12 protein-coding genes are annotated in these 13,977 nt (G+C 42.8%); 11 read left to right on the top strand and 1 reads right to left on the bottom strand.

All coding sequences use genetic code 11. The features are described 5' to 3' along the window. Positions 1-154 precede the first annotated feature (154 nt). The 5 genes from ACN6NF_RS16270 (at position 155) to ACN6NF_RS16250 (ending at position 6,423) form a co-directional block, all read left to right on the top strand. The gene (locus ACN6NF_RS16270) at positions 155-814 is read left to right on the top strand and encodes a TerC family protein (protein ID WP_474318598.1); all 660 of its coding nucleotides are present in this window, start codon (positions 155-157) and stop codon (positions 812-814) included. A 162-nt stretch (positions 815-976) separates the two neighbouring features. Continuing rightward, positions 977-1,468 carry a hypothetical protein gene (locus tag ACN6NF_RS16265; RefSeq protein WP_474318597.1) on the top strand — a complete coding sequence of 164 codons (492 nt, stop codon included), beginning with the start codon at positions 977-979 and terminating at the stop codon, positions 1,466-1,468. Between the two features lie 293 nt (positions 1,469-1,761). Beyond that, on the top strand, positions 1,762-3,603 hold the full coding sequence (gene typA / locus ACN6NF_RS16260) for a translational GTPase TypA (protein WP_290409422.1): 1,842 nt from the start codon (positions 1,762-1,764) through the stop codon (positions 3,601-3,603). Positions 3,604-3,728: 125 nt separating this feature from the next. After that, positions 3,729-4,790, top strand: coding sequence for an LCP family protein (locus ACN6NF_RS16255; RefSeq protein WP_474318596.1), 1,062 nt, complete (start codon positions 3,729-3,731; stop codon positions 4,788-4,790). Positions 4,791-5,091: 301 nt separating this feature from the next. Next, positions 5,092-6,423, top strand: coding sequence for a PhoH family protein (locus ACN6NF_RS16250; RefSeq protein ID WP_474318595.1), 1,332 nt, complete (start codon positions 5,092-5,094; stop codon positions 6,421-6,423). A 99-nt stretch (positions 6,424-6,522) separates the two neighbouring features. On the opposite strand, the gene ACN6NF_RS16245 is transcribed toward ACN6NF_RS16250, so the two are convergent. Further along, positions 6,523-7,608 carry a hypothetical protein gene (locus ACN6NF_RS16245; protein ID WP_474318594.1) on the bottom strand — a complete coding sequence of 362 codons (1,086 nt, stop codon included), beginning with the start codon at positions 7,606-7,608 and terminating at the stop codon, positions 6,523-6,525. A 296-nt stretch (positions 7,609-7,904) separates the two neighbouring features. Between ACN6NF_RS16245 and ACN6NF_RS16240 the strand changes: the two genes are divergently transcribed. From ACN6NF_RS16240 to ACN6NF_RS16215, 6 genes are all read left to right on the top strand, one after another. Further along, positions 7,905-8,555, top strand: a complete 651-nt coding sequence (locus ACN6NF_RS16240) for an RsfA family transcriptional regulator (protein WP_016821557.1) — start codon at positions 7,905-7,907, stop codon at positions 8,553-8,555. Between the two features lie 103 nt (positions 8,556-8,658). After that, positions 8,659-9,639 carry a ketopantoate reductase family protein gene (locus ACN6NF_RS16235; protein ID WP_474318593.1) on the top strand — a complete coding sequence of 327 codons (981 nt, stop codon included), beginning with the start codon at positions 8,659-8,661 and terminating at the stop codon, positions 9,637-9,639. A gap of 4 nt (positions 9,640-9,643) precedes the next feature. Then, a complete protein-coding gene (locus ACN6NF_RS16230; RefSeq protein ID WP_013372105.1) occupies positions 9,644-10,033 on the top strand; it encodes a DUF3397 domain-containing protein in 390 nt (129 codons plus the stop codon). A gap of 153 nt (positions 10,034-10,186) precedes the next feature. After that, positions 10,187-11,887: a peptide ABC transporter substrate-binding protein gene (locus ACN6NF_RS16225; protein ID WP_474318592.1), complete on the top strand. Its 1,701-nt coding sequence runs from the start codon at positions 10,187-10,189 to the stop codon at positions 11,885-11,887. A 197-nt stretch (positions 11,888-12,084) separates the two neighbouring features. Then, on the top strand, positions 12,085-13,017 hold the full coding sequence (locus tag ACN6NF_RS16220; RefSeq protein ID WP_016821554.1) for an ABC transporter permease: 933 nt from the start codon (positions 12,085-12,087) through the stop codon (positions 13,015-13,017). A gap of 4 nt (positions 13,018-13,021) precedes the next feature. Beyond that, positions 13,022-13,972, top strand: coding sequence for an ABC transporter permease (locus tag ACN6NF_RS16215; RefSeq protein ID WP_016821553.1), 951 nt, complete (start codon positions 13,022-13,024; stop codon positions 13,970-13,972). Positions 13,973-13,977: the final 5 nt, after the last annotated feature.

The following is a 13,977-nucleotide window of genomic DNA, read 5'->3' as shown; positions in this document are numbered from 1 at the left end:
ATACGATTCATTATATTGCTGTTTGTTATTGAATTCAAGGTTTATACTCAACAAATTGGATATCAGTTATTAACAAATGATGACTTATTTGAAATGCGTGCAAGCATAGCCTCGTCCGATTTCGCATACATGTAGGATGGGGGTGTTTGTACATATGGAGCATATCATTTTGCTATTGAAAATATTAATGATTAATCTGGTGCTAAGCGGTGATAATGCAGTTGTTATAGCCATGGCGAGCAAAAACTTGCCTGCAAGGCAGCGAAGTCAAGCGATATGGTGGGGGGCAGTCGGTGCGGTCCTTCTGCGCTGTGTGTTGACTTTTGTAGCTGTCATTTTGCTAGGTATACCTTTTATTCAGGCGGCGGGAGGGTTACTTCTGTTATGGATTGCATTTAAGCTGCTATATGAAAATGATGATCATGTAGGAGTAAGAGCGGAAACAACCATATGGAAGGCAATACAAGTGATACTAGTAGCAGACTTTGTGATGAGTCTAGATAACGTATTAGCTATTGCAGCTCTAGCCAATGGGGATATTGCTATTATAGTCATTGGTATTGCAATTAGTATTCCGATTGTCGTCTGGGGCAGCAATGTGATAGCAATCTGGCTTCATCGGTTCCCGATCCTTGTTCTGCTGGGATCTGCCATTCTGGCCTTTACGGCAGGAGAAATGCTACTGCGTGATCCCAAATTGGGTATATGGTTAGCAGACATGGGTGAGCTTATACATGCATGGTTACCAGTCTTGTTGGCCGCAGCAGTAGTCATTGCAGGAATATATCGGCAGCTACGAGCCCGTCATATTTGAACGTGGTTTTTTTGGAAAACATCGGCTAAACTAGACATAGGGTTTTGCAGATGCCGGGGAGTCTGCTCGGTTTTTGTAAAAACTCTATATTCATAAAAGTGTACAAAAAAACAACTACATTTAATGACTCAAAAACAAATCCAGCAAACAAAGGAGACCACGATGAATTCCGGAAAAGAGCGTATGATCGGAGTAGGCATTGTTGCCGTAGGACTGATTATTTTGTTGGGGAAATTGGGGACGTTCTCCTTCTTGGGACGCAACCTTTGGCCCTTGCTGATTTTAATACCTGGAATCGTGCTGCATGCAATGTATATGATGCGCAAAGTATCACCCTTTATGTTGCTGCCGGCAGGGATTTTGTCGGTATACGGCTTCCTCTTTTTTCTCTGCAATACTTGGGGATGGCATTTAATGGTCTACTTATGGCCTATGTTCCTTCTAGGTGTGGCGGTTGGATTATGGGAGTATGCCATTAATGATATTTCGCTTTCTCGTAATGTATATACAGGGGGCCTGTTATTAGGCTTGATATCGGTGCTATTATTGATTATTACCTTGCTAAGTACAGGCATCATGTATATTATTGCCGTTTTACTGATCGGAGCTGGAATCTGGTTGGTCATAAACAACCGTAGCAAACGCAACTGGTAAACCGACAAGCTGTGCAGATTTCATGGCGGTAAATTACGGAACAGGCAATAATGTCTTGCTTTATGACATATTTCTACTATAATATAATGGATATGAAAAGAGCGTCGGAATGATTTCTGACGCTTATTTTAAGGTTTTCACGCGAATCGGAGAGAGAAGCTGTCTGTATAAAGCCTGAAACATATAGAAGGCTGGCAGGGAGTGGGCCTAAAGAACGATTGTTAGCCTTGAATGAGCATTGCTTCAGGATAGAGACACTATTTTGATATACGGAAAGGATATGGATACAAACCATGCATGCAAGAGAGAACATTCGCAATATTGCGATTATTGCCCACGTCGACCACGGAAAAACGACACTTGTCGATAAGCTGCTTCAACAGTCTGGAACATTTAGAGAACACGAGGCTGTTCAGGAGCGCGCCATGGACTCCAACGATCTGGAACGTGAACGCGGTATTACGATTTTGGCTAAAAATACAGCTATCACTTACAAAGATTACCTGATTAACATTGTAGATACACCGGGACACGCCGACTTTGGTGGTGAAGTGGAACGGATTATGAAAATGGTTGACGGCGTTTTGCTCGTCGTTGATGCTTACGAAGGCTGCATGCCGCAAACGAAATTCGTACTGCGTAAAGCGCTGGAACAAAATCTGACGCCTATCGTTGTAGTCAATAAAATTGACCGTCCGGCAGCTCGTCCGGCAGAAGTCATTGACGAAGTACTGGATTTGTTCATCGAGCTGGGTGCAAATGATGATCAATTAGAATTCCCTGTTGTGTACGCTTCGGCACTGAACGGAACCTCCAGCTTGGATGCTGAAAAGCAAGATGACAACATGCAAGCATTGTACGAAACAGTAGTAGAGCATATTCCATCTCCAACTGAGAAAGTAGATGAGCCTCTTCAATTCCTCGTAACACTGATGGACTATAACGAATACCTGGGCCGAATTGCAGTAGGTCGGGTGAACCGCGGTATCATCAAGCAGGGACAAGCGGTCACAGTTATCCAACGTGATGGCAGCAGTAAATCAGCGCGCATTGAGAAGTTGTTCGGCTTCCAAGGACTGAAACGGATTGAAACCGATCAAGCAGGTGCTGGTGACATTGTGGCGATCGCGGGGATTAAGGACATCAACATTGGTGAAACCATTGCCGATCCAAATCATCCTGAAGCGTTGCCTGTACTGAAAATTGATGAGCCTACACTGCAAATGACCTTTTTGGTTAACAACAGTCCATTCGCAGGTCGCGATGGTAAGTGGGTAACATCCCGTAAATTGCGTGAGCGTCTTCTGAAAGAACTCGAAACAGATGTCAGCTTGCGTGTTGATGAAACCGATAGCCCGGATGCCTTTATTGTATCTGGACGTGGTGAATTGCATTTGGGAATTCTGATTGAAAACATGCGTCGTGAAGGTTACGAACTGCAAGTGTCCAAACCGGAAGTTATCGTTAAGGAAATTGATGGTAAAAAAATGGAGCCAATCGAACGTCTCCTCATTGATATTCCGGAAGAAAGCATGGGCGCAGTTATGGAAAGCCTGGGCTCCCGTAAAGCCGAAATGGTCAACATGATTAATAACGGTACTGGACAGGTTCGCTTGGAATTCCTGATCCCTGCACGTGGTTTGATCGGTTACACTACAAACTTCCTGACTTTGACTCGTGGCTACGGTGTAATGAACCATGCATTTGACAGCTATGGACCATTTGTTGGCGGTCAAGTAGGTGGACGTCATCAAGGTGTACTCGTATCCACGGAAAACGGCACCTCTACATTTTATGGTATGCTGGGCGTAGAAGATCGCGGTATTTTGTTCTTGGAGCCAGGGACTGAAATTTACGAGGGTATGATCGTTGGTGAGCACACACGTGATAACGACATTGTCGTTAACATCTGTAAGGAAAAACAATTGACAAACGTTCGCTCCGCAACAAAAGATGATACAGTTAAATTGAAAACACCTGTTATCTTCTCTTTGGAGCAGGCGCTTGAATACCTGAATGATGATGAGTATTGTGAAATCACTCCTAAATCCATTCGTTTGCGTAAAAAGATCTTGAACAAAGGTGAGCGCGAGCGTGCGGAGAAACAACGTAAAACAGCGCAAGCAAATATGTAATTCATAGGATTGGTCTTCGGCCACAGCGGCGACGCCCGGAAACGGGATGCGCCGCTGTATGTGTTTTAGGATTGTAAACTTGGAGAAAGCTGTATTTCTCAAAACGCAGGAAAAGGTGTTGAAGCATGAGTAATCTTTCGAATGGATTGCCTCCCCGTACACAAAACGGGAAAAAATCCGCCAAACCGAAAAAAACGAAAAAGAAAAAAAACTTTTTCAGATCGTTTATGAAGTTTGTCTTATTTCTACTCATTATAGGTATCTTGGCAGCAGGGGGTTATACCTACTATATTTACAATCAGGTAGAGGAAGTTTTGGATACTGGAATCAACAAGGAAGTGCCCAAAACGCAATTGGCTGAGGCTAAGCCTTTGACTATCTTATTGCTTGGAACCGACTATCGCCCTGACCATCCGACGTATTTGTCAGATGTTATTATGGTAGCTACATTGAACCCTAGTACAAAATCGTCTACCATTGTGTCCTTGCCTCGTGATACGCGTCTAGAAATGGATGGGTATAAACCACGCAAGCTGAATGAGTATTATCCGGTGTTTAAGGCTAGAGAGAAAGAATCTGGTGAAGTTGCTGAAGAGCAAATGAAGAAGATGATCGGCAAATATTTAAACATTAATATTGATTATGTAACGGTTATTAACTTCCAAGGCTTTAGAGATGTTGTAGATAATCTAGGTGGCGTAGATGTGACGGTTGATAAAAATATGTGTTATCGAGACCGTGCTGATGGCACCGATATTAACTTGACAGCTGGGGCCAAGCATTTGAACGGTGACCAAGCTCTTGATTTTGTTCGCTATCGCAAGTCGAATTGTCGTCCGAGAACGGCAGAATCTGATGACTTTGATCGCAATCGTCGACAAAATCAGGTGCTTCATTCCCTAATTGACCAAATGCAATCCTTTAACGCTTTGACTAAGTTTAGTGCAATTATTAAATCGGTTGATAAAAATATGATGACTGATATCGAGTCACAGCAAATGAAAAATATCGTACAAACCTATTGGAATATTTCCAAGCAAAATGTAAAATACAATCCTGTATCAGGAACGTGGCGTAGCCCTTATGTGTACATTGATGAGCAACAGCTTGATTTGGCCAAACAAGCACTACAAGAGGAATTAGCCAAAAAAGCAAGCGACAGCACTGAAGCTTCTTCCAATTCCTGAGTATGTATCTTTTTCCCCGCTTATGTTATACTCGCAGCGAATAAAGCTCTTATATAGCATAAGGGGGTTGAGGTATGTCTAAATTTAAAGTGAGACCAGTTTAGGTCCAGTGAGCAATCACTGGGCCTTTTGTGTCTAATTTTAAAAATGTACAGGCTCTGAGGCTATCTTCAGCTACACTTTTCGTTGCATTATGCTGTTTTGGGGTTCTTTTTTCAGGGAATCAGCAAGTATTGGGTAGCTGGTGAATAGGTATAGGTATGAAACATGAGATTGTCCACGCCGCTTTGGAGGGGATTTAATGAAGAAAATTTTTGTGCTGGATACGAATGTGCTACTGCATGATCCGAAAGCCATTTTTACCTTCAAAGAACATGAAGTTGTTATTCCAGCTGTTGTTCTGGAAGAAATCGACTCCAAAAAACGCAACGCGGATGAGATTGGACGGAATGCCCGTAATGTATCGCGATTGTTGGACGGGTTGAGAGAAGTGGGGCATCTTCACAGTGGCGTTCCACTTCCCCAGGGTGGAAGGCTTAAGGTTGAGTTAAACCACCGGAGTTTTTTGAAAGTTCAGGAGATGTTCGGGGAAGTTTCGAACGACAACCGGATTTTGGCAGTCGCCTTAAATTATCATTTGGAAGAACAGGAGCAATCTGAACCGCGTTCAGTGGTGTTGGTTAGTAAAGACGTATTAGTCAGAATCAAGGCAGATGTATTGGGGCTGCTGACTGAAGACTACCTATCCGATAGAACAGGCGATCCAAGTGAGTTGTACCCCGGATACTCGGCGATACAGGTGCATCCGTCCATCATAGATGAATTTTACTCTAACCGTTTTTTACCAATCAAACCACTGAAACTACCTTATACGCTGTATCCACATGAATTTGTTATTTTGAAAGATGAAATGGGCACTGGAAAATCAGCACTGCTGAAAGTAAATCAGGAGGCAGAGCGATTAGAACCTTTGTACTTAAGTAACGAATCGGTGTGGGGAATCAGCGCGCGTAATGCTCAGCAACGGATGGCTTTGGAGCTTTTGCTTAATGATGATATTCCTCTTGTGACGATTACTGGAAAAGCAGGTACAGGCAAAACGTTGCTGGCACTGGCGGCGGGGTTACTTAAAGTAGAGGATGAGCATCGATTTAAGAAATTGTTAATTGCTCGACCTGTTGTTCCTATGGGCAAGGATATCGGTTATTTACCGGGAGAAAAGGAAGAAAAGCTTCGCCCCTGGATGCAACCAATCTACGACAATCTGGAATATCTGTTTGATGCCAAAAAATCAGGCGATATCGACAAAATTTTGATGGGCTTGGGCAGTATTCAGGTGGAGGCGCTCACTTATATTCGTGGACGTTCGATACCTGGGCAATTTATTATTGTCGATGAGGCGCAAAATTTATCTCGACATGAGATCAAAACGATTGTGTCTCGGGTAGGTGAGGGAAGTAAAATCATTCTGATGGGAGATCCGGAACAGATTGATCACCCTTACCTGGATGCAGCCAGTAATGGCTTGACCTATGTGGTGGAACGGTTTAAGCAAGAAGGGATTAGCGGGCATATTATGCTGGAAAAAGGAGAACGCTCCAAGCTCGCGCAGTTGGCAGCTGATCTGTTATAACTCCTGATTGTAATTACAAATAATGAAGACCTCGGGATCATCCCGAGGTCTTTTGTTTTGTTCATATCAAAAATCAGAACAATGTAGGTGAGCGTAAACTTACTTAAAGCTTAATTCGAGCTTAACTTCAAGAATACCTTTTAAAGCATGTACATCTGTGGCTTTGACATATGAAATAAGCTGCTGTGGATAGAAGCCGAGATCAAAATCTTCTTCCAGCTTGTTGCGAGTCGTGTCCGGCAATTCCAGTCCGTTAAATACCAGTCGATCTACATGAAATAGAATTGCATTTTTCGGTTCATTCTCTACCGTATAGTGACCTTCTACCCTCAATTTCATCGTTCCTTGCTGACCTTCTACCACAATCCGATCCTGCACGAAGGAGAAGTTGAAGCGATTAAACAATTCATTCTCTGACTTTAAAAAACGATTAAATTCCTCTTCACGAATGCTTATCGTAATGATTTTTCCATTTGTAATCATAGCACCTTGCTGTTGTTGAATGAATTGGGGTAAATCCTGCATCGCTTGAGCTAATGCTTTAAAGTGTTTATTTACCTCGTATACGCCTACATTCTCCCAATAAGCTGTCATTTCGCCAATTAGCTTACGTAGGATTTCAGGGTTATCGCTGGCGTTAACGCCGTCATCTACACGCGACTGGAGTTGGAGAATCCGTTTACGTTGCGCCAGTAGGTTTGTTTTAACCGCCTCCAATTTCGTCGTGGCTTGGGCGATTTGCTGCTCTGTTTTGCGCATAAATTGATAATTGGATTCGTATTCCTGAAGCACATCCTGATCGTGACTAATTAATAATAAGTAATAATCGTACAAAGAGAGCAGTTGCTTTATACTTTTAGCCCCTAGCACTACACTCAGCAACTTGTCCCTTTCTCCCATATAGTAAGATCGCAGCACAGAACCTGCACGCTTACGTTGTAGGTTCATTTGCTCCTGTTGATCAGCTAGACTACTACGCAGTTCCTGCTGACGCTGTAAAAGAGCCTGCTGCTCCTGACTAATTCGCTCGATTTCATGGTCGATCTCCACGATTGACAGACTATCTTGTAGAATTTGATTTTCTTCAGGAGAAGGAGCGGCCAAAGTAGGAAGTACATATATGGAAGTCAACATCATAATGAGGGCCAGCAGGGTGCAGATTGCGATTTTTATTCGTTTATTCATTTAGTTTCCCCTTTTATGTATTCCAGAAAAAGACTAATGGTAATGTATATGATCCTTTTTTATTCTTTAACCATTCATTTTATTGTACAGCAGTCAGAGCATGCTTGAAACCCGAAACTGTTTACTTCACGTATGAGTTCTGGCAGAAATGGAAATACAATTTAGTATCAAATAGATTCTATGAACTCTACGAGAGGCATAGGAATGAATAAACAGCTTTTATACCCTATTCAAATACCGGCAAGATCGGTTCATGAAGACGGTTATTTCAGGATGTTGTTAGGAGGGCTAGAGGCATGACTGCAATAAGACAAGATGCATGGAGTGCGGAAGATGACTTGATATTGGCGGAGGTGACATTGCGGCATATCCGGGAAGGTGGAACGCAGCTCGCTGCGTTTGAGGAAGTTGGACAAAAAATAGGTAGAACCTCTGCAGCATGCGGCTTTCGTTGGAATAGCTGCGTGCGCAAACGTTACGATGAAGCGATTAGCATTGCCAAAGCACAGCGCCAGAAGCGTAGTTATATTCGCAAGCAGAGCCCGGTAGGTGTATCGCAGGTAGCGGCCTTTGCCACACTCGATACAGTCGAAGGGGGATACAGAACAGATGGAACGAGTGAAGATACGTTATCTATTGATGCAGTAATTCGCTTCTTGCGTCAATGGAAGGGATCTGTGCAGGAGACTAATCGGCAGATTAAGATGCTGGAGAAAGATTTGCGGGAAAAGGAAGAAGAATTAAATCAGCTTCGCTCCATTAATGACCGGCTGTCCAAAGAAGTGAATGATGTACAGACCGACTATCGTGTTGTAAATGATGATTATAAAGCTCTGATTCAGATTATGGACCGTGCCCGGCGTTTGGCTTTAATCACTGAAGATGAGGAAGAGCTTAAATCCAGGTTTAAAATGGACGCTAATGGGAATCTGGAGCGCATTGAGTAGCAAGATTACAATAGCTATCTAAATAAAACGTCAACTATCGCTTGGTCGTAGTTGGCGTTTTTTGTTATTTCATTGGAGTGCATATGATATAGTAGAAAAAAAGATGGAAGCGAGACGATACAAAGTGATTGATATTATTGGAGCGGGTTCGCTGGGATTGCTGTTTGCCGGGAGATTGTCGGCCTCGGGTGCTACAGTAAGGCTATGGACACGAACACTTGAACAGGCACGCGTCATTGCTCGTGAAGGGATTACTGTGCTTGACAAGGAGGGGCAGGTGGCTGTTCATGTGGCGGGGGACCTATTAAAAGTAGCGCCATTGGCAGATTGGCAACGGTTAAATTCACAGGCTCCGGCACGGTGGATCATGTTTTTGACCAAACAGGGGGCGATAGAAGAAGTATTGGAACAGATTCAGCCTGTGGCTCAAACGGAAACAGGTACAGGGATTATTTGTTTGCAGAATGGAATCGGTCATATAGAACGCATCAGGCAGGCGTGGCCTAAAGCTATAGTATATCCTGCTGTGACAACCGAAGGAGCCAAGAAACAAGGCGTAGCAACAATTGTGCATGCAGGATCGGGCGTGACTGAAATTGGATATTCGGAGGAAGGAGAGGGAGGGCACAACACTGATTTCAAACAATATGTGCTAAATCGGCTGCTTGCAGCAGGATTTGACGTTTGCTTGTCGAAAGAAATCGAGAAAGGGATATATCGCAAGTTGTTAATTAACGCTGTGATCAATCCACTAACGGCCGTATGGCGAGTTCGGAATGGCGAGCTGCTATCGGAGCCTGTTCGAATACATATGATGCGTAAGCTGTACGATGAAGGCATTCAAGTGTATGAAGCTAATGGTATCCGCTGCGAAAGCGCATGGTGGGATCAAATTCTGGATGTTTGCCGGGCAACGGCAGAGAATCACTCGTCAATGCTAGCTGATGTACTTGCACAGTCCGTGACCGAAGTTGCTTCCATTAACGGGCAACTGGTGCAGATGGCAAAGCGAGCTGGGATTAGTGCGCCAACTCATGAGGTATTGTGGCAATTAATTGAAGGAATGCGGCTAAAAGAGGGGTGATCAGTTGAGTCTTATTCAAGGTACTATTATCACTTTCAGTATTCTTCCCTTTTTTCCGTTTTTGATCGTGTTTGCGGTTTGTCGCTACATTCTTAAAATGGAAAAGAAGAAATCATTGCTTACTTCTATGGATATTACCACTTTTTTTCTGATATTTTCCGTCGCAGCACTCTTTAATGTCCTATTTACATCCCGATTCGGTTTTTATTTGATTCTACTGCTCTTGTTACTGGCATTGGGTTTAATTGGAGGAGCTCAAAACCGAATAAAAGGAAAGGTTGATGGTAAAAGATTATGTAGAGCGGTCTGGAGATTAACTTTTATGGCGATGACATTGGCGTATACTTTGTTGACTGTTGTTGGTATATTTAAAAATATATTCAATTCTATGTGATGAAATATGACATGAAATGATGAAAAAATATGAATTAATCATGTTTTTTTGAAAAAAAAGCTCAATTTGAAGAAATGTAATGTAGATTTTTTTGACCGCTGGTTGTATAATCTATAAACATATACCACTTTAGAACTAGGGGGAAAACGCTAGATGAAAAGGAAAAGCTTTTTAGTCCTTTTGACACTCGTTCTTGCAGTTGGCGCACTGCTCGCAGGTTGCGGCGGCAAGAATGATACCAATGGTAAGGGCGCACAAGAAAACACCTCGACTACGCCGGCCCCGGCCGACAAGCAAATTTTGCGCGTTAACCTTTCTTCCGAGCCGCCAACCTTCGATCCGGCACAAGCTCAGGATAGTCAAACCAACGCGGTTCTGAAAACTTTGTATGAAGGTCTCGTACGTATGGGTCCTGACGGCAAAGAAATCCCTGGCGTTGCTGAATCTTGGAAAATCTCCGATGACGGCAAAACCTACACGTTCAAGCTTCGTGATACTGCAAAATGGAGTAATGGCGACCCAGTCAAAGCAAGTGACTTCGTATTCGCTTGGCAACGGGTATTGGACCCTTCGACGGCTCCTGCACCTCCATATGCTTACCAATTGTACTATATCAAAAATGCTGAGGGCTACAACCTGAGCACTTCGAAATCTTATAAAGGAACAAAAATTACAGACTTCAAAGATGTAGGTGTCAAAGCTGTTGATGACCATACATTGCAAGTAGAACTGGAACACCCAACTCCTTACTTCTTGGGATTGACTTCTTTCTACACTTTCTATCCTGTAAACCCTTCTATTAAAGGTAATGACAAGTGGGCAGTTCAGAAAGATAGCATGATTACTAACGGACCTTTCACATTAACGGCTTGGGATAGCGGTCAAAAGATCGAAGTTTCCAAGAACGAAAACTATTGGGGTAAAGACGAAATCAAGTTGAGCAAAATCACAATGTCCCTTGTAAACAGTGGTGCAACTGAACTGGCTTCGTACAGAAGTGGACAACTTGATTATTCAGGTATGCCAACGGGTGAAATTCCTACTGACCAAATTACGGCTGTGAAAAACGAATTGCCTAATGAATTTAAGGCTAAAGGAATTGCAAGTACGTACTACTATCTGTTTAATGTAACAGAAAAACCATTTAACAATGCTAAAATCCGTAAAGCGTTTGCGATGGCTATTCAACGCCAACCGATCGTTGAACGTGTAACAATGGGTGGTCAAATTCCTGCTTATGGCTTTGTACCTCCAGGTATCAAAGGAGTTTCTCAAGAATTCCGTAGTGAACATAAAGATGATTTCTTCAAAGAAGATTTCACTGAAGCGAAAAAATTGCTTCAAGAAGGTATGAAAGAAGAAGGCATCACTACGCTTCCTACAATAACTATGCTGTACAACTCCAGTGAAAGTCACCAAAAGATTGCTTTGGCAGTAGCTGATATGTGGAAGAAAAATCTTGGTGTAGATGTTAAAACACAAAACCAAGAGTGGGGCGTATTTATCCAAACACGTAACAAGCTGAATTTCCAAATCGCTCGTGGTGGTTGGTCTGCTGACTATAATGATCCGATGACATTCCTGGATATGTGGACAACAGGCAATGGTAACAACAACTCAGGTTATGCTAACCCTGCGTATGATGAATTGATTAAAGCTGCCAAAACAGAAACTGATCCAGCTAAACGCATGGAAGATTTTGCGAAAGCAGAGAAAATTTTGGTTCAAGATGATATGGTAATGCTTCCGATCTATTACTATTCAAATGTTTCTTTAACGAAACAGAATGTAAAAGACATCGCGCTTGACTTTAGTGGAGCAATTGATTTCACAAGAGCGTATATTACACAGTAACTGAAGCTTAATTCTGAAGTTTGATAGTTACTTCGGGATATATATGTGGATTGAACCATATATATCCCGTTTTTTTTGTGTGTCCTAGTCTTTTCCATCATCATGTAACCATGCAAATAAGTAGATTGGACAGTCCAATTCTATTTCGATAAAATCGAATGGTGTCGAAAATAATTTATGGGGGGTGTAAACGGGCAATGACGCGTTATTTGATCAGTAAATTTTTCTATATGTTGCTGTCTTTGTTCATTCTGATCTCTGCGACGTTTTTTCTCATGAAAGCAATTCCGGGTAACCCCTTCATGAGTGAAAAAGCGACTTCTCCTGAGATTCAAGCCCGGTTAATGGAGCAATATGGGCTGGATAAGCCTGTATATGTCCAATATTTTAAATACTTAGGTGATATTGCTTCAGGTGATTTTGGTATCTCTATGAAAAAACTGAATCAAAGTGTAACTGACATTATCGGACAAACGTTTACGGTTTCCCTCAAACTCGGTTTTGTTGCCATAATCGTGTCGATAATTGTCGGTATCTTGCTAGGAATGCTGGCAGCTTTGTATCATCGTAGGCTCATAGATAACGTCGCTATGGTATTAGCTATCATGGGGATTGCGGTTCCCAGCTTCGTTTTGGCATCGTTAATTCAATTTTTCTTTGCTCAACAGTTAGGCTGGTTTAATGTTATGGGCTTTGAAGGCCCGATGGATTACTTCTTGCCCGTTGCAGCTCTATCTGCTTCACCAATTGCGTTTATCGCTCGACTAACGCGTTCCAGTATGCTGGAAGTGCTTCATGCGGATTACATTAAGACTGCCAAGGCTAAAGGTTTGAAATCCATTACAATTATGTTCAAACACGTTATACGTAATGCCATTTTGCCAGTTGTTACCTATGTAGGACCAATGACAGCCAATATTATAACGGGTTCGGTTGTTATTGAACGAATCTTCGGGATTGGCGGTATCGGTAAGGTGTTCGTAGATAGTATTACAACCCGTGATTATACGATGATTATGGGAGTTACTATTTTTTACGGTATTTTGTTGATGGTGGCACGTTTTATTACGGATATTGCATATGGATTTATTGATCCGCGGATTAAGCTTACTGGCGGGAAGGAGGGATAACTTTATGTCTGTTAAAGATAATGCTGTGAACTTGGATAAACTTCAGGTGAAACCGGAAGATTTCCAGAGGGTCGGAGCGGATGAAAAGCAGTCTGAAGTTATTCAGCGTGAAAGCTTATCCGCTTGGCGAGATGCTTGGGAGCGTCTTCGTAAAAATAAATTGGCAATGACGAGCCTAAGCGTTTTGGTTCTCATTGTGCTTGCTTCAATTATTGGTCCGATGCTGTCGCCATACGATGACCGCACGAATGATTTGTTGAGCACCAATCTTCCTCCATCGGCGGAACATTGGTTCGGAACAGATGATCTGGGGCGTGATATGTTTGTACGTACTTGGATGGGCGCTCGGATTTCATTGATTATTGGTTTGGCTGCTGCAATGATTGACTTGATGATTGGTGTAATTTATGGTGGAATTATGGGTTACTTTGGTGGCCGCGTTGATGAAATCATGAATAAATTTTCTGAAATCTTGTATTCCATTCCTTATTTGCTTGTTACAATCCTGTTGCTGGTTGTATTGGAGCCAAGTATCACCACCATTATTATCGCGCTCTGTGTAACCGGGTGGATTAACATGTCGTGGATTGTACGTGGTGAAATGCTGCAACTTAAAAACCGAGAATTCGTACTTGCTTCCCGTTCAATGGGAGCTGGTGCAGGCCGCTTGTTGTTCCGTCACTTGTTGCCTAACGCGGTAGGACCAATCATCGTCACATTGACCTTGACGGTTCCAAGTGCTATTTTCTCCGAGGCATTCCTGAGCTTCCTTGGATTAGGGGTACAGGCTCCTCAGGCGTCGCTGGGTTCAATGATTGAATCAGCTCTGACCGGGTGGATGTATTATCCGTGGCGGATGCTTTTCCCAGCAGGTTTGATCAGTTTGATTATGCTTGCGTTCAACCTTTTTGGCGACGGCTTGCGTGATGCGCTTGATCCGAAGTTGAAGAAATAGGAGGT

Source organism: Paenibacillus sp. TSM33, from assembly GCF_056099025.1.
This window is presented reverse-complemented; position numbering and strand designations above follow the sequence as displayed.